Annotated in this window: 21 protein-coding genes; 9 read left to right on the top strand and 12 right to left on the bottom strand. The window is 67.6% G+C overall.

The genetic code is table 11. The features are described 5' to 3' along the window. Positions 1–11: 11 nt before the first annotated feature. Positions 12–1,421, bottom strand: coding sequence for an NAD(P)/FAD-dependent oxidoreductase (locus JOF56_RS37950; protein WP_209644246.1), 1,410 nt, complete (start codon positions 1,419–1,421; stop codon positions 12–14). Between the two features lie 171 nt (positions 1,422–1,592). Here JOF56_RS37950 and JOF56_RS37945 point away from each other — a divergent pair, with 171 nt between their 5' ends. After that, positions 1,593–3,245 (top strand): FAD-dependent monooxygenase, encoded by a 1,653-nt coding sequence (locus JOF56_RS37945; RefSeq protein WP_209644245.1) that lies wholly within the window; start codon positions 1,593–1,595, stop codon positions 3,243–3,245. A 46-nt stretch (positions 3,246–3,291) separates the two neighbouring features. On the opposite strand, the gene asnB is transcribed toward JOF56_RS37945, so the two are convergent. Continuing rightward, positions 3,292–5,151, bottom strand: coding sequence for an asparagine synthase (glutamine-hydrolyzing) (gene asnB / locus JOF56_RS37940; RefSeq protein ID WP_209644244.1), 1,860 nt, complete (start codon positions 5,149–5,151; stop codon positions 3,292–3,294). Between the two features lie 121 nt (positions 5,152–5,272). On the opposite strand from asnB, the gene JOF56_RS37935 reads away from it, so the two are divergent. Next, positions 5,273–6,595 (top strand): cation:proton antiporter, encoded by a 1,323-nt coding sequence (locus JOF56_RS37935; RefSeq protein WP_209644243.1) that lies wholly within the window; start codon positions 5,273–5,275, stop codon positions 6,593–6,595. On the opposite strand, the gene JOF56_RS37930 is transcribed toward JOF56_RS37935, so the two are convergent. After that, positions 6,577–7,599: a methyltransferase gene (locus JOF56_RS37930; protein ID WP_209644242.1), complete on the bottom strand. Its 1,023-nt coding sequence runs from the start codon at positions 7,597–7,599 to the stop codon at positions 6,577–6,579. The genes JOF56_RS37935 and JOF56_RS37930 overlap by 19 nt on opposite strands. Positions 7,600–7,696: 97 nt before the next feature. On the opposite strand from JOF56_RS37930, the gene JOF56_RS37925 reads away from it, so the two are divergent. From JOF56_RS37925 to JOF56_RS37895, 7 genes are all read left to right on the top strand, one after another. Further along, complete coding sequence (locus JOF56_RS37925; protein WP_209644241.1) at positions 7,697–7,894, top strand: ferredoxin; 198 nt, start codon at positions 7,697–7,699, stop codon at positions 7,892–7,894. A 27-nt stretch (positions 7,895–7,921) separates the two neighbouring features. After that, positions 7,922–8,599, top strand: a complete 678-nt coding sequence (locus JOF56_RS37920) for an SDR family NAD(P)-dependent oxidoreductase (protein ID WP_209644240.1) — start codon at positions 7,922–7,924, stop codon at positions 8,597–8,599. 27 nt (positions 8,600–8,626) lie between these two features. Continuing rightward, complete coding sequence (locus tag JOF56_RS37915; protein ID WP_209644239.1) at positions 8,627–9,391, top strand: SDR family NAD(P)-dependent oxidoreductase; 765 nt, start codon at positions 8,627–8,629, stop codon at positions 9,389–9,391. 94 nt (positions 9,392–9,485) lie between these two features. After that, a complete protein-coding gene (locus tag JOF56_RS37910; protein ID WP_209644238.1) occupies positions 9,486–10,886 on the top strand; it encodes an MFS transporter in 1,401 nt (466 codons plus the stop codon). A 256-nt stretch (positions 10,887–11,142) separates the two neighbouring features. Then, complete coding sequence (locus JOF56_RS37905) at positions 11,143–13,065, top strand: AfsR/SARP family transcriptional regulator (RefSeq protein WP_209644237.1); 1,923 nt, start codon at positions 11,143–11,145, stop codon at positions 13,063–13,065. 58 nt (positions 13,066–13,123) lie between these two features. Next, on the top strand, positions 13,124–14,257 hold the full coding sequence (locus JOF56_RS37900; RefSeq protein WP_209644236.1) for a nucleotide disphospho-sugar-binding domain-containing protein: 1,134 nt from the start codon (positions 13,124–13,126) through the stop codon (positions 14,255–14,257). Positions 14,258–14,280: 23 nt separating this feature from the next. After that, positions 14,281–14,682 carry a SchA/CurD-like domain-containing protein gene (locus JOF56_RS37895; RefSeq protein WP_209644235.1) on the top strand — a complete coding sequence of 134 codons (402 nt, stop codon included), beginning with the start codon at positions 14,281–14,283 and terminating at the stop codon, positions 14,680–14,682. On the opposite strand, the gene JOF56_RS37890 is transcribed toward JOF56_RS37895, so the two are convergent. The 9 genes from JOF56_RS37890 to JOF56_RS37850 all read right to left on the bottom strand — a co-directional run bounded on the left by JOF56_RS37890 (position 14,646) and on the right by JOF56_RS37850 (position 22,483). Beyond that, positions 14,646–15,296 (bottom strand): TenA family protein, encoded by a 651-nt coding sequence (locus JOF56_RS37890; RefSeq protein WP_209644234.1) that lies wholly within the window; start codon positions 15,294–15,296, stop codon positions 14,646–14,648. The two genes, JOF56_RS37895 and JOF56_RS37890, sit on opposite strands and share 37 nt — an antisense overlap. Further along, complete coding sequence (locus tag JOF56_RS37885) at positions 15,290–16,666, bottom strand: acetyl-CoA carboxylase biotin carboxylase subunit (RefSeq protein WP_209644233.1); 1,377 nt, start codon at positions 16,664–16,666, stop codon at positions 15,290–15,292. Before JOF56_RS37885 ends, JOF56_RS37890 begins: the two co-directional genes overlap by 7 nt. Then, complete coding sequence (locus JOF56_RS37880; RefSeq protein ID WP_245378540.1) at positions 16,663–17,157, bottom strand: acetyl-CoA carboxylase biotin carboxyl carrier protein; 495 nt, start codon at positions 17,155–17,157, stop codon at positions 16,663–16,665. The genes JOF56_RS37885 and JOF56_RS37880 overlap by 4 nt, the downstream gene beginning before the upstream one ends. Further along, a complete protein-coding gene (accD, locus tag JOF56_RS37875) occupies positions 17,154–18,863 on the bottom strand; it encodes an acetyl-CoA carboxylase, carboxyltransferase subunit beta (protein ID WP_209644232.1) in 1,710 nt (569 codons plus the stop codon). The genes JOF56_RS37880 and accD overlap by 4 nt, the downstream gene beginning before the upstream one ends. A gap of 25 nt (positions 18,864–18,888) precedes the next feature. Then, on the bottom strand, positions 18,889–19,188 hold the full coding sequence (locus tag JOF56_RS37870; protein ID WP_209644231.1) for an antibiotic biosynthesis monooxygenase family protein: 300 nt from the start codon (positions 19,186–19,188) through the stop codon (positions 18,889–18,891). Further along, on the bottom strand, positions 19,185–19,529 hold the full coding sequence (locus JOF56_RS37865) for an antibiotic biosynthesis monooxygenase family protein (protein WP_209644230.1): 345 nt from the start codon (positions 19,527–19,529) through the stop codon (positions 19,185–19,187). Before JOF56_RS37865 ends, JOF56_RS37870 begins: the two co-directional genes overlap by 4 nt. Then, positions 19,529–20,281 (bottom strand): SDR family NAD(P)-dependent oxidoreductase, encoded by a 753-nt coding sequence (locus tag JOF56_RS37860; protein ID WP_209644229.1) that lies wholly within the window; start codon positions 20,279–20,281, stop codon positions 19,529–19,531. Before JOF56_RS37860 ends, JOF56_RS37865 begins: the two co-directional genes overlap by 1 nt. 20 nt (positions 20,282–20,301) lie before the next feature. After that, positions 20,302–21,543 carry a ketosynthase chain-length factor gene (locus JOF56_RS37855; RefSeq protein ID WP_209644228.1) on the bottom strand — a complete coding sequence of 414 codons (1,242 nt, stop codon included), beginning with the start codon at positions 21,541–21,543 and terminating at the stop codon, positions 20,302–20,304. 82 nt (positions 21,544–21,625) lie between these two features. Further along, complete coding sequence (locus JOF56_RS37850) at positions 21,626–22,483, bottom strand: LLM class flavin-dependent oxidoreductase (protein WP_209644227.1); 858 nt, start codon at positions 22,481–22,483, stop codon at positions 21,626–21,628. Positions 22,484–22,493 lie beyond the last annotated feature (10 nt).

The following is a 22,493-nucleotide window of genomic DNA, read 5'->3' as shown; positions in this document are numbered from 1 at the left end:
AAGGACGGGCGTCACCGCCGTCCGATGATGGGCACGTCGGCGCGGCGAAGCATCAGCCGAGGGTGGAACGCCAGATACAACCCGGCGACGGCGTTCTCGGGAGTCATCGGCGCCTGTTTACGCTCGTGCACTTTGTTGAGATTCGCCAGCGGGTTCGGGTCTCCGCTCTCGGTTCCGCCCAGGTGTCCCCGGATTCGGCGATAGACGTCCTTGGCGTCGTCGAGATCCGCCACGCCGGTCACGATCCGGTTGAACGCGGCCTGCAGATCCAGCTCGTCCCGGTCGGCCTCCGACAGCCGCTGCGCGTTGTAGAAGTGGTGGTCCTTGCCGCGATAGCTCTCGTAGAACACCGATACGAGCACCAGCAGCCGTTCGTACGCCTGCCGGTACACGGTGCCGTAGAACTCCCAGGCCTCCTGTTCGCCGACCTCGCCGGACACCACGCTGCTGATGGCGGCCGCGGCGAGCATGCCGCTGTAGGTCGCCAGGTGCACCCCGGTCGACAGCAACGGGTCAAGGAAGCACGCGGCGTCGCCGCTGATCAGGTATCCGGGTCCGGTGAACTGCTCGGCGACGTAGGAGTAGTCCTGTTCGACCTTCATCCCGGCCACCTGTTCGGCGTCCGACAGCAGCTCCAGCACGGCGGGGCACTGGGCCATCGCCGCCTGGTAGACCTCCTCGATCCCGCCGAGTTCGGTACGCCGCCGGTTGAAGTCGTCCTTGCCGGTGACCAGGCCGACGCTCATGGTGCCGTCGTGCAGCGGGATCGCCCAGAACCAGCCGTCGGGCACCGAACACACCGCGATCGCGCCCGCCGGGCCACGGTCGAGTTGCTTGGCCCCTTTCCAGTACGACCACGCCGCGACATTGCGGAACACGGTGTGCCACTTACGGTTCCGCAAATACTTGGTGGACATCACGCCGGCCCGCCCGGACGCGTCGACCAGGTAGTCGAAGCCGATCCGGCCCGTAACCGACGGCTCCTTGGTGCCGGCCCAGTGCGCGGCGACCGGCCTGCCGTCCTCGAATTCCAGCTCACGCACGCTGACGCCCTGGACCACCTCGACGCCCAGCTCTTCGGCGTGGTCCAGCAGTAGCTGGTCGAACTCCGCGCGGACCACCTGCCAGGCGTTGGTGCCGTCCGAGCCGAGGTCGTTGAACCGGACCTCCCACTCCTCCGGGCCCCAGAAGAAGTAGGCGCCGCCCTTGGGCTGGAACCCGTGGCGTTCCAGCTTGTCCCACACGCCCAGCTGCTCGAAGATCGGCCGGCAGGACGGCAGGATCGACTCACCTATGTGGTAGCGCGGGAATTTCTCCCGCTCCAGCAGCGTGACCTGATGTCCCGCCTTGGCCAGCAGGCCGGCCGCGGTGGACCCGGCGGGCCCGCCGCCGATCACCAGGATCTGGGTCGCGGTACGCATCGGCATCCTCACCTTCCAAGCAAGAAGCGGGCCCCGAACGTGCCAGCGCCCGGTCGAGCCGTCCTGGGACGGCACTCGGAAGGATCAGTCCTAGTATGGCTATAACTCAGTCGATCAGTTATATTATGACTATTACCTGATGACGTGCCGCGTTCGAGAAGGGGAACTCGCATGCAGACAACCGACGGCTCCGGCAACACTGACGACACGGCGGGCACACTGCCGGTTCTCGTGGTGGGTGGCGGACTGGTCGGCCTGGCCTCCACACTGTTTCTGGCACACCACGACGTGCCCGCCCTGCTGGTCGACCGGCACCCCGGGGTGTCCATCCAGGGCCGGGCCAGGGGGATCAACCAGCGGACCATGGAGATCTACCGCGCGTTCGGGGTGGACGCGGAGATCTACGAGGCCGGCAAGCCGTTCGACGACGAGGCGGGCGTGGCCCGCTGCACGGCGATCTCGGGCGAATGGGAATGGGTCTTCGAAGACGAGGCACCCCGTGCCTGGCCCGACCTGACCGCGGCGAGCTACTGCATGGCCGACCAGAGCTCCGTGGAGCCGATCCTGATCGAGGCCGCGGCCAACCGGGGCGCGGTCCACCTGTTCGACACCGAGGTGCTGTCGGTCCAGCAGGACGGCGACGGCGTCAACGCGCTGGTGGAGAACACCAAGACCGGGCAGCAGCGCACGATCAGGGCCAGGTACCTGATCGCCGCCGACGGCCATCGCAGCCCGATCCGGGAGAGCCTGGGCATCAACCGGCCCGGCGCCACCATCTTCCAGCACTCGATGAACATCGTCTTCCGGGCGGACCTCTCGCCGTACATCCAGCGCCGGGCACTGTTCTGGATCATCCTCAACCCGCAGGCCGGGATCTTCGGCGGCATGGTCAGCACCTCGGAGCCCCATCGCTGGCAGCTGACCGTAGGGTACGACCCGCAGCACCAGTCCATTGAGGACTTCACCACCGAGCACTGCCTCGGGCTGGTCCGCGCCGCGATCGGCGTGCCGGATCTGGCCGCGGAGGTCGAGGACATCGCGGCGTGGGAACAGGGAGTCGGCGTGGCCCAGAAGTTCCGCAGCGACCGGATCTTCCTCGCCGGGGACAGTGCGCACATGTGGCCGCCCGCGGCCGCGATGGGCGCCAACACCGGCGTGCAGGACGCGCACAACCTGGCATGGAAGCTCGCGGGTGTGGTGCGCGGCTGGGCCAAGGACGCCCTGCTCGACAGTTACGAGGCCGAACGCCGGCCGCTGGCCAACGAGCTGGCGCCGCGGATCGTGGCCAACCAGCAGGCCCGGATGGGCGGCGGCGACGCCGAAGGCGAGACCAAACCGGACGACAAGGTATGGGCTCTCGGGCACCGCTACCGATCGTCGGCGGTGCTGGGCACCGACCTGTCCATGGGACAACACGACACGGTGTTCGGGGAGAAGCTGGACCTGCACGGGCAGCCGGGAACACGCGCTCCGCACCTGTGGCTGGAGTTCGGCGGAGCACGGATCGGCCTGCATGACCTGTGCACCGATTCCTTCGTCCTGCTCACCGGTCGTGACGGCGCTCCCTGGTACGGCGCAGCAGCACCGGTCTCCGACACGCTGGCCGTCCCGCTGAAGGCCTACCGCGTCGGAGCACAAGGCGAAGGCGTCGACCTCGTCGACGTCGAGGACGAATGGCAGACCCGCTACGGACTCGGTACCGGCGGCGCGGTGCTCATCCGTCCCGACGGTTACGTCGCCTGGCGCGATGAGCGAACAGTGTCCGACCCCGCGGTCACCCTCACGACCGTGCTGCGGAAAGTACTGGGATTCGACGTGTCCTGATGTGAGACGTATGGCCGGGCCTTGGCAACGGCCCGGCCATAGTCATTCACAGGACGAGTTCCACCTGATAGCGCCGTAGCCAGTGGTCGAACCGCAAGGCCGTCTCGACGTTCATCCGGCTGGGCCAGTCCATCGCCACACCATCCGGATGCTCGAGTACCTTGCGGGCCGCGTCCGTGTCCAGCAAGGGCACGACGGGAGCGTCCTTGTCGGCAAGCAGCAAAGCCAGTTCATCGCGCAACGCCTGGGTGTAGACAGGGTCCTGTGTCACCGGCCAAGGACTCTTCTTACGTGCCAGCACGGATTCGGGCAGCAGGTCCCGGACCGCGGCACGCAGCAAGCTCTTCTCCCGGCCGTCGAAGGTCTTGAAACTCCACGGCGTGTTGTACAGGTACTCCACGAGCCGATGGTCGGCGTACGGCACGCGCATCTCCAGGCCGTGCGCCATGGTGAGGCGGTCGCCGCGGTCGAGCAGCAACGGCATCCAGTGCGTCAAGGTGACATGGCTGACCGAGCGCATCCGATGCTCGTCGCTGCTTTCGTCGTCCTGGTGCGGTACTTCCGCCAGCGCCTGACGGTAGCTGTCGGCGTAGTACTCGGTCATCGCGAGCTTCTGCATGACGCCTCGGTCGAACAGGCCCCTGCCCTGGCCCTGGCGTGCGCCGGGCTGGCTGGCCTCGTTGACCACCCAGGGAAATGTGTCCGCCCGCACGAACGCCGGATTGAACATCCAGTTGTACCCGCCGAAGATCTCGTCGGCCACCTCACCGGACAGCGCCACCGTCGAATGGCGGCGGACCACACCGAACGTCAGGTAGTTCGAGGTGTCCATGTCGCCGAGGGTGGACGGGATGTCCTGCGCCCACAGCGCCGCCGCCCGAGTCCCGGCATCCATCAGCTCCGGCGTACGCAGCACGATGTCGGTGTGGCCGGATCGCAGATACGCGGCCATCTCAGCCGCATACGGTGCGTCCGCAGTGCTTCTGGCGTCGTCGGGCCGGAATCCTTCGCTGTATCCGTCAAAAGTCACCGAGAAGGTACGTACGCGTTCACCCGAGATCTGCCACATCCACTTCGCCGCCAGCGCGGTAACTGCGCTGGAGTCGAGGCCGCCGGACAACGCGGTACAAAGCGGTACATCCGCCACAAGTTCGCGGAGCACGATGTCTTCCAGCAATGACCGCACTGTGCTGATGGTCGAGTCCAGGCTGTCGGTGTGCGGACGTGCCTCGAGCTGCCAGTAACGCCTGGCGGTGATCCCGTCCCTGTCGACTGTCAGTGTGTGTCCCGGTGGCACTTCCCGCATGTCACGGAATACCGCCTGCCCCGGCTGTTTGGCGATCGAGAACAGTTCCCGGAGCCCGTCGAGGTCCACGACCGGCCGCACCGCCGGATGGGCCAGCAGTGCCTTGGGTTCCGAGCCGAACAGCACGCCATCCGGCAGTGGGGCGTAGAACAGCGGCTTGACGCCGAACCGGTCACGGACCAGCAAAAGCCGCCGGATACGCGGATCCCAGACGGCGAACGCGAAGATGCCCTCCAGATGCCGCGCACAGTCGGCTCCCCACTCCAAATAGGACCGCAGCACGACCTCGGTGTCGCTGCGGGTACGGAAGTCGTGGCCGCGGTCCTTGAGCTCGGTACGCAACTGCTTGAAGTTGTAGACCTCGCCGTTGTAGGACAGGACAGCCGCCGTGTGCCCGTTCTCGTCGGCGGTCATGGGCTGCGTCGCGCCGACCGGATCGATGATCGCGGTCCGGGTGTGCCCGAGCCCGGCATGCCCGTCCAGCCACAGTCCCCGGTCGTCCACTCCCCTGGCGCCGAGCGCTTCGGTCATGGCCGACAGGATCGGCCGTTGCCCGGCCAGGTCCCGCCGGAAGTCCACCCAGCCGGTGACACCGCACATGAGGCCTCCTCGTTCTCTCCGCGGGTATCCGCGCGGTCGCGGCAAGGCTGCTGGGCGGCCATCGAAAACATCTCGACCACCGCTCGATCCGGCTTCGACCCGTGCGCCGAACATCGGGGTCATGCCTGTGTCCCCACCGCTGCCCGCACACGCCCTGCTCGTGTTCCTGCTGCAGCTGGCGGTATTGCTCCTGCTCGCGTTGTGTCTTGGGCGGCTGGCCACACGCCTGGGCATGCCGTCGATCGTGGGTGAACTGCTGACAGGCGTGCTGCTTGGGCCGTCACTGCTCGGGCATCTCGCGCCAGGCTTCACCGGGTGGCTGCTGCCGGTCGCGCCGAGCCAGGCGCATCTGCTGGACGGGGTCGGGCAACTGGGTGTGCTGCTTCTGGTCGGTATCGCCGGGGCACAGATGGACACCCGGTTGCTGCGCAGGCGTGCACCCACCGCGGCCAGGGTCAGCCTGGCCGGTCTGGTGATCCCGCTGGGGCTGGGAATCGGGCTGGGCTTTCTGCTGCCTGTGTCGCTGCGGGCAGGCGGCGGGAGCCTCGTGTTCGCGTTGTTCCTCGGTGTCGCGATGTGCGTCACCGCGCTACCGGTGATCGTGAAGACGTTGACTGACATGAATTTGCTGCATCGCGAGATCGGGCAGTTGACGATCGCCGCCGGGATGGTCGACGACGCGGTGGGGTGGTTGTTGCTGTCGGTGGTCTCGGCGATGGCCACGACCGGGCTGCGGGCCGACCGTGTCGCTCTGTCCGTTTTCATCCTCATCGCGTTTGTTCTGCTGATGCTGCTGGTGATCCGGCACGCGGTACGCCCGCTGCTCCGCCTGACGTCCCGAGTGGACGATCCCGGGCCCACGGTCGCGCTCACCGTGGTCGTGATCCTTCTCAGCGCCGCCGCCACCCACGCGCTGGGCATGGACCCGATCTTCGGCGCGTTCCTCGCAGGTCTGGTGATCGGACCGGCACAGGCCAGGCGGCTGGCCGCACTGCGGGTCGTCGTACTCGGGGTCCTGGCGCCGATCTTTCTCGCCTCGGCCGGGCTGCGGATGGATCTCACCGCGCTGGCCGTTCCGGGTGTCGCGCTCGCCGCGGTGATCGTCCTGGCGGTCGCGATCCTCGGCAAGTTCGCCGGCGCCTACCTCGGGGCGCGCGGCAGCGGACTGAATGCCTGGGAGGGTTTGGCGCTGGGCGCTGGAATGAACTCGCGTGGCGTGGTCGAGGTCGTTGTCGCCATGGCAGGGCTGCGCCTGGGAATCCTGAACGCCGCGACGTACACGATCATCCTGCTGGTCGCGGTCATCACCTCGGTGATGGCGCCGCCGCTGCTGAGACTGGCCATGAACCGGGTCGAGCACACCGCCGACGAACGGCTACGCGAACGCGAGCAGCACTCCTGGACGCTGCCGGCAGCCGAACGACGTCACGACGGCGGCTTATGACAGAACACCAGCATCTCGTTGTCGCCGAGCGGCTGGTGATGGATACCGGAGAATCCCGCCGCGCGGGCAATTCCGGTCAGCTCGGCGACAGGGTACTCGCAGCCCTCGTCGGTCATCAGCACCATCATCAGACTGGCGAGCAGATTGTCCACACGCGACAGATTGTCGTCCAGCATCCGGTCGTGCACCAGCAACACGCCACCCGGGTTGACGGCCGTGAACGCCTTTCGCACCAGCATTTCCCGATCCTTGCCGGCCCAGTTGTGCAGGACGTGCCCGAGGATCAGCACATCCGCGGGCGGCAACGGGTCGCGGAAGAAGTCACCCGCATGGAACCGTACCTTCCCGGTCAGCCCTATCTCGGCCATGTGCGCGTGGAAAAGCGGCTCCAGCTCGGGCAAATCGAACACGTTCCCGGACAGTCGCGGGCGGGCCGCGATCAGGCGGCCCATCAAGCCGCCCCGGCAGCCTCCCACATCGAGCACCTCGTGGCAGGCCGACCAGTCCACCGCGTCGACCAGCAGCGGGCCGACCACCCCCAGCACGCCGTCCATCTGCCGCGCGTACCGGTCGAGCGCGGCCGGATCCGTCAGCATCGCGGCGAAACTCGCGCCGGACGACTGTGGTCGGCCCGAGCGCAATGTCTCGGCCAGCCCGCCCCAGGCTGGATAGATGGCCGCCCGTAGGCCCTGCAGCAGGCCACCGAGATAATCCTGCTTGCCACGAACCAGAAACTTCTCGGCAGCCGGCCGGTTGTGGTAGCGGCCGCCGCTCTCGCCCAGCAGGCCGAACTCGACCAGCAGCCGGAGAAAGTCCCGCAGGCCACGGCCGCTGAGCCCCAGCCTGGCCCGAAGCTCCTGCTCTGTTGCCGGATTTTCGTGCAGTACGGAGAAAACGCCCAGTTCGGCCGCGGTCAGCAGGACCTGCGACTCGCAGAAGGCGTTGCCCAGCCGCAGGATTCCCGCGGCGGTGGCCGGATCACGGCTGTCGAGGTTCGAGGTCATGGCGTGAACATGCCAGCAGGCCGTGGATATTCGCTCAAGCCGGCTACGAGTGGGCCACGGCAGGGTGTGTGGAACACGACTTTCGAGGTGAGCACACATGCGTGTCAGTGCCAACAGCACAAGCTGCGTGGTGAGCAGCCTGTGCGTCTACCGCGTGCCCGAGGTTTTCGACCAGGACGAGGAAGGCCACGTCATCGTGCTCGACGCGAACCCGCCCGCCCGGCTGCACGAACTCGTGCGGCGGGCCGCCCGGGGCTGTCCCACCAAGTCCATCCGGGTCGAGGACGACCACTGAACCTTCCAGGCCTTCCAGGAGGCTGTCATGACCGGCCGGCGCACCGCCCTCATCACCGGAGCCAACAGGGGAATCGGCCGTGCGGTCGGTTTCGAGCTGTACCGCCGCGGACTGGACATCGTGGTGACAGCCAGGGACGGCCACGCCGCGGCCGCGACCGCCGCGGAGATCGGGCCCGATGTACGTTCCTGTGCGCTGGATGTCACCGACTCCGACAGCGTCCGATCCGCGTGCACCGCAGTCGGTCGCGTGGACATCTTGGTGTGCAATGCCGGTGTCCTGTTGGACGCGGGGACCGATCCGCTATCCGTGCCGCTGGATCTCGTCGACCGTACCCTGGCGGTGAACTTGCTCGGCGCATGGCGCCTGGCCCAGGCGTTCGTGCCTGACATGGTGCGAAGAGGCTGGGGCCGTGTGGTTTTCGTCTCCAGCGGGACCACGGCGGAGTTCGGGGGAAGCCTGTTCGCCGGTGCACCTGGCTATTCGGTCTCCAAGGCGGCCTTGAACGGGCTGATGACGATGACGGCGGCCCAGACCGCGGGATCCGGCGTCCTGGTGAACGCGGTCAACCCCGGACGGGCCCGCACCAGGATGATGCCGGCCGTGACCCGCCCGCCCGAAGAGGCCGCACGCGACATCGCCGACACGGTCACAGTCGCGGACAGCAGTCCGACTGGCCGGTTCCTCAGCGGCCGGAGCCGCTAGAACCTTGAGACGTACCGGAGGATTCCCATGGAACTCGGCTTGGCCGGGCGGAAGGCGGTTGTCACCGGGGCCGGCGACGGGATCGGCCTGGCCGTCGTGCGGGCACTGACCGCCGAAGGTGCACAGGTACTCGGCGGGGCCAGGACAGTCGGTGCCGAGCTGCTCGCGATCACCCCGCACACCATGCGAGTCGACCTGGCCACACCGGATGGGCCGGCCGAGCTGGTCGGGCACGCGCTGGAGCTGTTCGGCGGCCTGGACATCCTGGTGAACAACGTCGGCGGCGGGATCCGGATGTCATCGGGTTTCCTTGACGTGGACGACGAAACCTGGCAGCGCGCGCTGGATCTCAACTTCTTCAGCACGATCCGCGCGACCCGCGCCGCATTGCCTTCCCTCATCGGGCGGAAGGGCACGATCGTGAACATCGGCTCGGTGAACGCGCGGCAGGCCGAGGTGAAGCTGGCCCACTACTCGGCGGCCAAGGCCGCGCTGGTCAATCTCGGCAAGGCGCTCGCGCAGGAGTTCGGCCCGCGCGGCGTGCGTGTCAACACCATCTCCCCCGGCCCGGTCCGCACCCGCGTCTGGACCAGCGCGGCACTGGCCGAGGTGACCGGAATGGCGCCCGCCGAATTCGTCGCCCAGGTGCCCAAGGCAATGGGCATGGCGACCGGAAGAATGATCGAAACCGGGGAAGTCGCCGCACTGGTGGTTTTGCTGGCCTCCGATCGGATCCCCAGTGTGGTCGGTGCGGAGTATCTGATCGACGCCGGAATGTGCAAGAGTACGTAGCAATCGCCTGATCCTTCACGCCTCCGGCCCGACCCGCTAGTGTGAGTGTTTCCCGAATTCCCGGGGTTCCACGGTCGATCGGGGGGACACGAACGTGACAAATCCGAACCTGCCGTCGAAGATCAGGAATGTCACCGGCCTGCTCACGGCGCTCGTGCTGGTTGTCATCGTCGTCCAATTGTGCAACGCGATGCTCATTGCATCCATACCGGACATGGCCAGGAGAATCGGTACCAGTACGGAGTCGATCGGACTGACTCAGGCTTTCTATTTCCTGGCCGCCGGTCTCGCCGCGGTCGCGCTCGCCGGATACAGCGACTTCACCGACCGGCGCAGGCTGGTTCTTCTCGTTCTGGCCGTGACGTGCGTGGGTATCGTCGTAGCCGCGGTCGCACCCACCATCGATGTGCTGTTCGCCGGGCGGGTGCTGCAGGGCGCGTCCGGCGGGCTCTTCCCGCTTGTCCTGCGTGTCCTGCAGGAAACGGTGCCGGCCGGGAAGTTCGGATGGGCGATGGGCATCGTCTCGGCCGCGTACGCCGGATCCACCGGGGTCGACGGGCTCATCGGCGGTTGGCTGACCGACAACTACGGATTCCGCGCGGTGCTGGCGTTCATGTTCCTGGTCGCGGTGACCGCCATGTTCGTGACCGCCAGAACGCTGCCGGAACTGCCCAGGGCGACCGCCGGACGGCTGGATCGTGCCGGGCTGGTCCTGCTGTGCCTGAGCCTGACCGTCGTCCAGATCGGCGCCGGCCTCGCGGGCGATGCGGGTTTCCTGACCGCGGGCTTGGTCATCGCCGTCGGCGTGGCGCTGTTCGCAGCCTTCTGGTGGGTGGAGAGACGCACCGACGCACCGCTTGTCCCGACGGGGTATCTGCGCTCGCGGCAGGCGTGGCCGGTGCTGGCGACATCGGCGTTGATCATGGCCGGCCTGCTGAGCGTGCTCAACTACACCGTTCCCGTCCTGAGCCAGGATCGCGTCCACGGGTACGGCAATACAGCGATGACGACGGCGTTGCTGTTCATCGTCCCGGTCGCGGCGGTCAACCTGGTCTTCTCGCCCATCGCCGGGCACTTGGCGGGCCGCATCGGCTGGCACCGTGTCCTGCGTTTCGCGCTGGCCTGCAGTGTGCCTGTCGTGGCGGTGCTGGCATACGGCTACGCAACGCAATGGCTCGTTGTCACGTTGGTCGCCGTGTTCGGCCTGTTCAGCGCCATGGCTCTGACCGCGATCAACGGCCTGAGCGTGCTTCTCGCGCCTGACCGGAACCTCGCGGTGTTACCTGGCGTCAACTCGACCGCCTTCGCCATCGGCGCGTCGCTGGGCATCACGAGCGCGTCCCAGATCATTGCCGCGAGCCCGGGTGGAGATCCCTCGTCGCCCGCTGTTTACCAGCTGGCACTATGGATGACCGTCATCACGGCCGCCGCGGCCTTTCTGGTGTCTCTCACTGTTGCGGAAACGAACGATCAACGTATCCCGAATAGTGGATAGCGCCAGCCAGGTGGCCCGTTCTCCACCGGCATTCCAGTAATCCTCCACCGGTTTCCCAGAGTCACTCAAGGATGCTTGTTACTTTGACTGGGGACCCATAGCCGGACAGGCTCCATTGCTGCGGATCCACGCAGGGGTTCGACGGTTGCTTTCCGCGAAGCCCGCGTCCAAACCTGCCGCTGTGGAGTGCCCGTTCACATAGACGTCGACGGCGACGTCCGAACGCAACATAAGCCTTTGAGCCGAGGAGCGTGCGGTGTTGGAGATCAATGTGCTGGGTCCTCTGGAGGTTTTCCGCGACGGCGTGCTGAGCAACCCTTCCGCGCCGAAACTCCGGACGGTCCTCAGCCTGCTCGCGGTCCAGTCGCACAGCGTCGTCCGTACTGATCAGATCATCGAGGAACTATGGGAGGACAACCCGCCGACCAGTGTCACCACCACCCTGCAGACCTACATCTACCAGCTTCGCAAACTGCTCAAACTCACCGCCGGGACCGAACACCGCGCCGACCGTTCGTCCACAGTGGCTGCTCTGCGCACCTCTCCCTACGGATACGTCCTGTCACTGCCCGCAGACCAGCTCGACTTCCTGCGATTCGAACGGCTGGCCGCACGCGGCCGGACCGAACTGGAGTCCGGTGACGTCAGAGCAGCGGCCCGGACGTTGTCGGCCGCACTGCGCATCTGGCGCGGCCCGGCACTCGTCGACGTCAGCACCGGACCCGCGCTGCAGGCGGAAATCCTGCGCCTGGAGGAGATGCACAAGAACGCGCTGGAGTGGCGGATCGAGACCGATCTCCAACTGGGGCGTCACCACGAACTGCTCGGCGAGCTGACCCGGCTGGTCGCCCAGCAGCCGACGCACGAAGGCTTCCAGGCCAAGCTGATGCTCGCACTGCACCGCGCGGGCAGGCGCTCCGAGGCACTCAACGTCTACCAGCGCACCCGGACCGCACTGGCCACCGAACTCGGCCTCGATCCGTCGAGCGATCTGCAGCGCATGCACCGCGCCGTGCTGGCCGCGGACCGAAGCCTCGACCCGCCGTCCCCCAAGCTGAACGTACGCACCACCGCCCAGTGCGACATGTTGCGGCAACTCCCGCCGGAAGGGCCGACGCTGGTCGGCAGGCACTCCGAGGTCACCGCGGCGCTCGACGCCTTGGCGGGAGGACCACGCCATGCCCCTCAGGTCGTGGTCGTCGTGGGCCCGCCGGGCAGCGGCAAGTCCGCGCTGTGCACACGTGTCGCCCATGAGGCCAGTGCCGGATATCCGGACGGCCAGCTGTACGCCAGCCTTCTCGACGCCGACAACAACCCTGTGTCACCCGGCGACGTGCTGGCCGAGTTCCTGCGTTCGGTCGGGACCCCGGATCAGCGGATTCCCGCGTCGACCGCCGAACGCAGCAGGATGTTCTGGTCGTGGACCGCCGACCGGCGAGTGCTGGTCATGCTCGACGACGTGATGAGTGTCAGCCAGCTGCTGCCGCTCGTTCCGTCCAGTGGGGACTGTGGCCTGCTGGTGGCCGGCCGGCGGAGGCTCTCCGCCCCGACGGTCACCGCGACGGTGGAGCTGAGTCCGTTGACCGTCAAGCAAGGCATCGAGTTGCTCACCGACGTGCTCGGCGAACACCGGGTCAGCAAGGACGAGGACGCGGTACGAGAGCTGGTGAGGCTCTGTGACGGGCTTCCCGTCGCGTTGCACGCGGCCGCCACCCGGCTGCGGGGCCGCCCGCACTGGCCGCTGGCCAAGCTCGCCCGGAGGATCAGGGCCGAGTCCGTGCGCCCGCCCGCACCCACTCCCGACAAGCTGAACCTGTATGCCAGCGTCGAGCGGACCTATCGGCTGGCTCCCCCTGCGGTGCGGGCCGCCTTCCGGTTACTGACCACATTGGACGTGGGATCGATCTCGCTGGCGCGGGCCACACAGGCCCTTGGCATTCCCGAGCAGCAGGCGGAATGTCTGTTGGACGACCTGGTGGAGTTCCGTCTGGTCGAGGTGGTCACCGGTGACGAAGGAGCGCTGAACTACCGCTTCCTGCCCAGCCTGCGGGCGGTCGGACGCAGGCTGGCCGCGGACACGGACGGGATAGGCGACGACCCTCTCCCGGTACCGATCCCATCGCAGCAGCCGGGCGGGTGGAGCGGTCTTCGAGCCGGCCACGAGCCGGTCTCACGATGATGGGTGACGCCATCCGGCCAGATGTGATCGCGTTGCCGCACAGGAGGTCGATCCGGACATGCGGGTTCTCTTCACGACCTGGGCCTGGCGATCACATCTCTACGCGTTGGTGCCGCTGGCGTGGGCCTGCCGGGCGGCGGGCCACGACGTGCTGGTCGCGAGCCAGCGCGGCCTGGTCGACGAGATCGTCGCGACCGGCCTGCCCGCAGTCGCCGTCGGCCAGGACGTCGATGCCGCCGGCATGGTGCGTGGCTACCTGCTACCCCGCTCCGGCCCGCCGGCCAAGGGACCCCGTGCCCTGCAGATGTTGCTTGCACACGCGGAGTCCATGACGAGCGGCCTGATCGACGTGGCGAAACAGTGGCGAGCGGACGTCATCGTGTTCGAACCGACCGCATTGGCGGGACCGATTGCCGCTGCGGCAGTCGGTATCCCGGCAGTCCGTCAGACCTACGGCCCTGACCTGTTGTCGCGAGCCAAAGCAGTGTTGCCCGACGCGCTCGCGCCACTCGCCGAGAAGTACCGGGCGGGAGCGTTCGACCCGTTCGGCGTGGTCACCATCGATCCGACCCCTGCTCCCCTGCGGCTACCTGCGGACTATCCGCGCTTTTCCATGCGCTACATACCTTTCAACGGGCCTGGAGCCGTTCCTGCCCAGCTGCCCAAGACCCGGACACGGGTCTGTGTCACATGGGGACACACTATTGCCAGTGTGGACCCCACCAGATTCCTGCTGCCATCTGTGGTCGCCGCGATCAGTGAACTCGGCGTGGAAGTCATCGCAGCGGTATCCGCCGACCAGCGCCAGTTGCTGGGTCCGGTGCCGCCCGATGTGCACATGCTCGTCGACGCACCGCTGCACCACCTGCTGCCCGGCTGCGACCTGGTTATCGCACACGGCGGAGCCGGCAGCACGCTGACCACGCTGCACCACGGCATTCCGCTGTTGCTCGTCCCGCAACTTCCTGACCACATAGGACATTCAGCACAGGTATTGGCCAGCGGTGCGGGCGAAGTGCTCACTGTGGACGAACTTTCACCGGATCGGCTGCGGTCCGAGGTCGTGCGTCTCAGCGACTGCGACGGCCCGCACCGGGCCGCCGCAGTCCGGATACAGCAGGAGATGCAGGCCAGTCCCCCACCCGCGGCGCTGGTGCCCGAGCTGTTGCTCGGTGCCGGCGTGCCGGGATAGTGCCGTCACAAGAGAGGATCAGCATGCCCTTCGCAGCCGTCACCTACGACGTCAAGCCCGGTCACGAGGACGCGCTCGCCGAGATCTTCGGCAGTTTCCAGCGAGTCCGGTCGTCGTCGGTGCCCGGCGCGGCCGGTCAGGAGGCAGGGCGCATCCTGGCCACCGCGGTGTTCCTCAGGGATTGCTTGCTGGTACGCGTGATCGAGTACGAAGGCGACCTCACCGCGATCGCCGCCCACATGGCGCGCCAGCCCGGTGTGCAGGAGGTCGAGCGGAAACTCAAGCCATACCTGAACAGTCCACGGGACACCGGCACGATCGACGGGTTCGTCACGACCTTCACCGGTAGCCTGCTGCGATGCGTCTCGCAGGCGGCTGTTCCACGGACCTACGCCGAGGCACCGTCGGCGAACGCCCACTCGTAGCGTGCTGCTGCCGAGAAGGACCGGACAAGCTGGTCACGGTCCGCCTCCGAAGCCTGCGTGTCGATCTCGTCGACCATGCGGAGGAATTCCCGCACTGCGGGCCAGGCCCGCTCGCCAGGGTTGTAGACGTCGATCCATGCGACATACCGCGAGCCGGGTACATACCGGCGCGCGAGGTCCTCGCACACATCCATGTGGAACCACATCATGGGCAGCACCGCCCCGATGCCCGCAGTGAACGATGTGGCCGCGGCCGCGTTCAGGAAGGAGCAATAGGCGAGCGTCGTGGGATTGGCGGGGACTTCGTGGTCGAGCGGTCCGGTGTCGAAGTTTCCAGCCAGAGCATCGAAAGCGGCCCATAGGCGGGGCGCTGATTCCAGCGTGGCGTAGGCACACTCGCTCAACCGTTTGGTGTGCGCGTTGACGTCTGCGGACGCAGCACATCGAGCGAACGCCCTGCCGAGCGCGGGAAGCAGGTGCGCGGTGTCCTGGGTGACGAAGTGCGCGAGCGCCGTCGCGGGCAGGGAACCGTCCCGCAGCCCGGCCCAGAATGGGTGCGCGACGATCTCGGCCACCATCGGCCGCGAAACCGCACGCAAGTGTTCGGTCAGCATGTCGACTCCTTCGGGAGATCCCAAGGCCGGCTCTGCGTGGTGTGTGTCCCCGCGCGGAACACCGGGTCGGCGAGCACCGACTGGAGCAGCGCTCTCGTCGTACGCACCCCGCGTCCGCTGATACGGAACTCGGCGAGCGCACGCGTCATCCTGGCCAGCGCCTGTTCACGGTCCGGCGCCCAGACGATCACCTTTGCCAGCAATGAGTCGTAGTCAGGCGGCACCCGCCAGCCCGCATACGCGTGGGTGTCCACGCGCACGAACGGTCCGCCTGGGGGTACGAACTCGGTCACCTCACCCGGGCACGGCGCGAAATCCCGTGCCGGGTCCTCGGCGTTGATCCTGCACTCCAGGGCAACGCCCTGCGACCGGATGTCGTCCTGGGTGAACGACAGCGGCAGGCCCGCTGCGACCTTGAACTGCTCCCGGACCAGGTCCACGCCCGTCACCGCCTCGGTCACCGGGTGCTCGACCTGGATCCGGGAGTTCATCTCGATGAACGCGAACTCCTCACCCCGGACCACGAACTCGACAGTGCCCGCGCCCGTGTATCCCACTGCGGCGGCTCCGGCAATCGCCGCGTCGGCCAGCCGGGCTGCCAGGCCATGCGGCAGCCCTGGCGCAGGCGTCTCCTCCACGAGTTTCTGGTGACGTCGTTGTACCGAGCAGTCCCGTTCACCCAGGGACACCACGGTTGCGTGCTCGTCAGCCAGCACCTGGACCTCGATGTGCTTGGCGTTGTCCCAGAACTGTTCCAGGTACACCCGCTCGTCGGAGAACACCGCCCGGGCCGCTGCTTGTGCGGATCGCAGTTCGGACATCAACTCGTCCTGGCGGCGTACCACCGACATACCCCGGCCGCCACCGCCCGCGACCGCCTTGATGATCAACGGGTAGCCGATCCGCCTGGCCGTCGCGAACACCTCCGCGGGTGTGCTGACCGGTTGCAGCGTGCCGGGCAGGACCGGCAGGCCGGCGTCGGCCATCAGCCGCCGGGCCAGCGCCTTGTCGCCGAGCTGGGCCATCACCTCCGGCCGGGCACCGACGAACACCAGACCGTTGCGGGCACAGATCTCCGCGAAGTCCGGATCCTCCGACAGGAAGCCGTATCCGGGGTGCACCGCCTGCACACCGGTCCGTCTGGCCGCCTCGATGATCGCGGGCGGGTAAAGATAGCTGCGCCGGGCCGGACCGGGTCCGATCCGGACAGCCTCGTCCGCAGCACGGACCGCCGCCGACTCACTGTCCGCTGTGGAGTACACGACAACCGTCCGGATGCCCATCTCCTGGCACGTGCGCACCACCCGCAGCGCGATCTCACCGCGGTTGGCCACCAGCACTTTGCCGAACGGCGGCGCAGCGCTGGTCACTGCGCTTCCTCCGGTTCCAGCACCAGCAGCGGCTGGCCGTATTCGACCGGCTCGGCATCATTGGCGAGAAACTCCACGACCCGTCCACGCACATCCGCGGTGACAGGATTCATCAGTTTCATCGCCTCGATGATCGCCACCTGCTGACCAGCCTCGACAAGGTCGCCGACCTGCACGAATGGTTTCGCACCCGGCTCCAGTGCACGGTAGAAGGTGCCCACCAGCGCGGCACAGAGCGCATGCCGCTCGGCGGTGTCAGTGGACGTGGCTTCAGCGGCATGCGGAGCTGCCGGCACGGCAGGCCACTCGACCTCGATGCTCGCTTGGCCGAACCGGACACTCGCCCGGCTCGGCACTCCCGGCACCACCCGGACCGCGGCAGTGAGTCCCTGGCAGAGCAGGTCCATCGCCTCCTGAGCAGGCAGCCTGGCGATGTCCGCCTCCCACAAGCCCATCTCGGCGGCCCCACGGACCCGCTGATCCTCCGTCATCTGCCAGCCCTCTCCGTCTCCAATGTGCCTGTACCGAAACGCCGGAACCGCTGCCTCCTGGCAGCCACCAGACGCACCGCGTCCTGGCCACGCAACTCCCGAAGGGCACACACCACGGCGTCACGTACCCATTCGCTCGCCAGGACCGGATTCACATGCGCGCCACCATCGGGCTCCGGCACCAGTCCGTCGACAACGCCCAGTGACAGCAACGACCTACCGTCCAGGTTGAGCGCCGCAGCCGCCGCGTGCGTAGCGTGCTGATCTCGCCACAGGATCGCCGCGCACCCTTCCGGACTGATCACCGAGTAGGTCGCGTTCTCACATAGCAGCACACGGTCCGCGACAGCGAGCGCCAGCGCACCGCCGCTGCCACCTTCTCCCGTGATCACGCTGATCACGGGAACCGGCAGCCCGCCCATCACCCGCAGGCACTCGGCGATCGCATGAGCCTGCCCTTGTTGTTCGGCTTCCAGGCCGGGATGCGCACCCGGCGTGTCGACCAACGTCACGACCGGGATGCGCAGCTTCGCGGCCAGCTGCAGCAGCCTGGCGGCCTTACGGTAGCCGGCCGGTGAGGGCATGCCGAAGTCCCGATGGACCAGTTCCTCGGTGGTGTGGCCTTTCTGGTGGCCGATCACCATCACCGGCAGGCCGTCCAGATCCGCCAGCCCGCCGACCAGGGCCAGGCTTTCCCCGCCGGACCGATCGCCGTGCAGCTCGACGAAACCCGATACCCACGTCGCGATGTGGTCCATTGTGGTCGGACGGTCGCGGTGCCGGGCGAGTCCGACAATCCGTTCGACCGGCTGCGGCACCACCTTTCCCGGGCTACGCACGACCCGGTCCGGAACACCCGCACCCCAGTCGGCCCCGGGCGGCGTACCGGCACCGAGCAGAACGCCCAGCACATGCGGCAGTTCCCGCCTTTGCCGGACGCTGTCGACCAAGCCATGGCCGAGCAGGAACTCCGCGGTCTGAAACCCCTCGGGCAACCGCCGGCGAATGGTCTGTTCGATCACTCGCGGACCCGCGAATCCCATTCTGGCACCGGGTTCAGCGATGACGACGTCCGACAGGGTGGCGTACGACGCCGCGACACCACCATAAGTCGGGTCGGTCACCAGCGTGATCGTGAGCAGTCCCGCATCATCAAGCGCGGCCATCGCGTTGCTTGTCTTGGCCATCTGCATCAGCGACAGGACGCCCTCCTGCATACGCGCACCGCCGGACGCCGTCACCAGCAGGAGCGGCACCTGATCCGACAGTGCCGCTTCTGCCGCCGTGGTGATCGCCTCGCCTTCCGCGCACCCCATGCTGCCGCCGAGGAACTGGAAGTCCATCGCTGCCACGACAACTGGCCGGCCCTGGATCGTTCCCCGGACCACGCGCACGGCGTCCGTGAGCCCGGTGCGGGCGACGGCCTTGTCCAGCCGCTCGGTGTACCTGACCAGATCAGCGAAGCCGAGCGGGTCACGGACCGACGGCGCGGGATCGATCGCCTTGCCACTGCCGGGGTCCAGCAGCTGGCTCAGCCGCTCGGACGCGGTCAGCCTGCCGTGCGCGCCGCACTCTGGGCACACCATCGCGAGGCGGTCGTAACGTCTGCGGTAGATCAGAATCGAACACTTCGGGCAGGACAGCCAGTCCGTCGCGTCCAGCATGGACTCGACGTCAATGGCGGGACGGTCCACTGTGCCGGTCATCTTGTCCCGTTCTGTTGTCGGTTGGCTAGTACGACGCTGCCACCTGGTAGACGTCGAACGGCCGGCTTGTGGTGGTGTCCCGGAACGGCCGCAGCGGCGCAGTCTGCCGTTTGTGGTCCGGCCCGCGCTCCCACTCCATGAACGCCGCCAAGCTGTGCCACGAACTGACCACCACGAACCCGCTGGGATCGGCGACCGATCGCAGCAGTTCGTTGCCCATCAGACCGGGAACCCCGGCCAAATGCTCGCTCGTCCGGTGGTATGCCGCCTCGATGGCCGCGGTATCGGGCGTGGTGTGATAGAGCAGGACTCGCACGCCGGTCACCGCGCAGCCTCCCAGTCCTCGTGGGACTCCGGGCTCGCCACACCCGGCAGGTGCGCGACGACATGCATGGTGACCATCGACCCGTCCGAGCGGTACGGATGTAGTTTCTTGCGGTGGTTCAAGTGACGGTCGCTGGTCTCGAACTCACGGAACCGCGGCTCGTCTACCCAGTCACTGACGATGTAGTAGACCCCGTCCTCCTCGGCCGAGCGGGACAACCATTGGCCGATGTTCGCCGGATGCGAGGTGACCGAGTCCCCGATCTGAAGCCAGGCGCGCTCGAACTCACGCTCCATCCCCGGTTTGATCCGCATCCGGAGCATTACCCGGAACACCGGCATCACGAGATCCCGCCGTCCACCGGGACCACACCGCCCGTGACGTACCGGGACAGGTCGCTGGCCAGCCACAGCACCGCACCCGCCACCTCGTCCGGCTTTCCCATCCGGCCCAGCGAGATCATCTTGCTGTAGCGCTCGAGCATCTGGTCACGCTGTTCGGCAGGCAGGGCGTCGACCGCCTCGGTGTGGATCATGCCGAGCGACAGGATGTTGAACCGGATGCCCCGCGCGCCGAACTCCCTGGCCAGCGTGCGGTTCAGGCCGTGCAACGCCGCCTTGGTGGCTGTGTAGTGCGCCCGCAACGGGATGCCGACCTCGATGGACTTCGAGCTGACGCTCACCACCGAACTGCCTTCGCGCAGCAGCGGCAACGCCCGCTGGATCACCAGATGCACGGCGGTCAGGTTGATGTCGACGATGCGCTGCCACTCATCGAGCGGCAGTTCGGCGTACGGGATGTGGCTGATCGCGGCGGCGTTGTTCACCACCAGGTCAAGGTGGCCGAACCGGCTCGCGCACTCGTCCATCAGCCCGGCGGCCTGCTGGGGGTCGCCCAGGTCGGCACGCAACACCGCATGCTGCCCGCCGATCTCCTTGAGCTCCCGTTCGAGCGAGTCGGCCACCTCGCCGGTCTGCCGATGGCACGTGATCACGTCGACACCGGCCCGGGCCAGCGCCAGCACGATGCCGCGGCCGACACCCCGGGTGCCGCCGGTGACCAGCGCCTTCCTGCCTTTCAGACCGAGATCCATCTCCTGCCTCCCTGATCAGATCAGTCCACAGTGGATCGCCGGAGCACCAGTACCGCGGTGAATCCGGCGTAACCGCGAGCGAGTACCACGGCGATGCGCGGCTTGCAGTCGCGCGGTTGTCCCAACACGAGATCGATATCGCACCCCGGCGCCAGCCGGGCAGTCCCGGCCGTGTGCGGGATGACGCCATCGCGTAACGCCAGCAGCGCAGTCGCCACATCGAGTGCCGCACCACCGCCGTACATCCGGCCGGTCAACGTCTTCGGCGCGGTCACTGGCACGGCGTACGGCCCGAACACGGCACTGATCGCCCGCGCTTCAGCCAGGTCACCGGCCGGTGTCCCGGCCGCATCGGCGAATATGACGTCCACATCAGACGGGCCGATCCCCGCGTCCGCCAGCGCGCGCTCGATCGTGCGGCGCAGCACCGGAGGGCGGGACGAGCCCGGCGGCGGGTCGAATCCGGTCGCGTAGCCCGCGATCACGCCGTAGCAGCGCTGCGCGCCTCGGCTTTCCGCACCCTGCGGGGTTTCCACGATCAGCACAGCGCCTCCCTCCCCCGGCAGGTAGCCGGAAGCGTCCACATCGAACGGGACATAGGCGCGGGCCGCGTCGTCCACAGTGGAGAGCAAGCCCGTCGACAGCTGGGCCACGAGGCCGTAGGGACACAACGAGGCGTCAGTGCCACCGCTGACCACCAGTCTCGCGTCGCGACCAAGCAATCTCCGGGCTTGGCCCAGCGCATCCAGCCCGCCCGCCTGTTCGCAGCACAACACACCGCAAGGTCCGCGCATGCCGTGCCTGATCGACACCTGCCCGGTGGTCGCGGCATAGAACCAGGCGATCGACTGGTACGCCCCGACCCACGAAGGACCGTTGCGGTACAGGCGCTGCATCTCGTTCTGCCCGAACTGGGTCCCGCCGGAGGAACTCGCCGTGACGACCGCCATCTCGTACTCCGGCAACTCGGCCACATCCACACAGGCGTCCGCCAGCGCCGCTTCGGCCGCCGCGAGGCCCATGTGGGTCCAGTGGTCGGTCTGCGGGATGAGTCTGCCCGGAACCTGGCGCCTGGCCACGAATCCCGGCACCTGCCCGGCCAGCCGGACCGGATAGCCGGCCGGGTCGAACCGCGTGATCCGGCCGATCCCCGATTTGCCGGCCAGCACAGCCTGCCAGTGTGCCTCCACGCCGATGCCGGTCGGGGCCACCACGCCTATCCCGGTCACCAGTGGGGCGGCTGTCAGGCCGGATGAGTTCATCGATTGCCCTTCCTGAGGCGTGGTGCCCACCATGGCCCGGAGGACTGGAAGCCCTCTCGAACCGGAGTCGACGAGCCTGCGATCAGCGCAATACGGCCTTGGCGATCAGGTCGGCCTGATCGGGGTCGGCAGTGCATGGGAAGAACAGCACCTCGTCGCAGCCAGCGGCGGCGTAGTCCTCAGCCGTCTGGCGCAGAGCGCTCTCGTCGGTGATGACGCCGGCAGCCAGATACTCCGCTTTCCGTCCCATGTAGGAGTAGTAGGAACGCAGGTAGCGTGCCGCGTGTTGGGCTCCGTCGACGCCGAGCGAGACATAGCTCAGTGCGACCATCCTCGGCGGATCGGCGCGTCCACGTGCGGCGAACGAGGCACGGACATCGCGGACCAGTTCAGGATAGGACGCGAGTGACCCGCCGGGCGACAGCCAGCCCAGCCCCCTGTCGGCGGCACGTCTACGCGCGGCGACGGAATGACCGCCGATCCACAGTGGAATATCGCCACGGACCGGGCTGGGGCCGATGCCCGAGACCGTCCCGTCGCCGTGCCACAGCTGCCTGAGCTCGGCGAGCATCGCGTCAAGTCTCCTACCGCGATCGTGGTAGGCCGTGGCGGTCGCGGCGAAGTCGTCTTCGCGTCCGCCCGCGGCGACGCCGAGCACGAACCGCCCACCGGACAACCGGTCCAGACTCGCCAACTGCTTGGCAAGCTGAGCGACGCTCGGCCGGTACGCGGCGAGCAGAACCGTGGTGGCCAACCGGATCCGTTCGGTGACCGCCGCCGCTGCGGCCAACGTGACGATGCTGTCGTAGCTGTCGTAGACCAGCCGGTCGATCACGCCGAGGGTACTGAACCCGTTCCGGTCCGCGCGCCGCGCGAACTCCGTCAGACTCCTGCCGTCCGCGCCGGGAACCGTGGTGGGCAGCCCCACACCGATGTCCATCCGATCCTCC

It is taken from the genome of Kibdelosporangium banguiense (assembly GCF_017876405.1).
GTDB classification, from domain to species: domain Bacteria; phylum Actinomycetota; class Actinomycetes; order Mycobacteriales; family Pseudonocardiaceae; genus Kibdelosporangium; species Kibdelosporangium banguiense.
The sequence above is the reverse complement of the archived record's forward strand: the minus strand, read 5'-3'. Positions and strand labels throughout refer to the sequence as shown.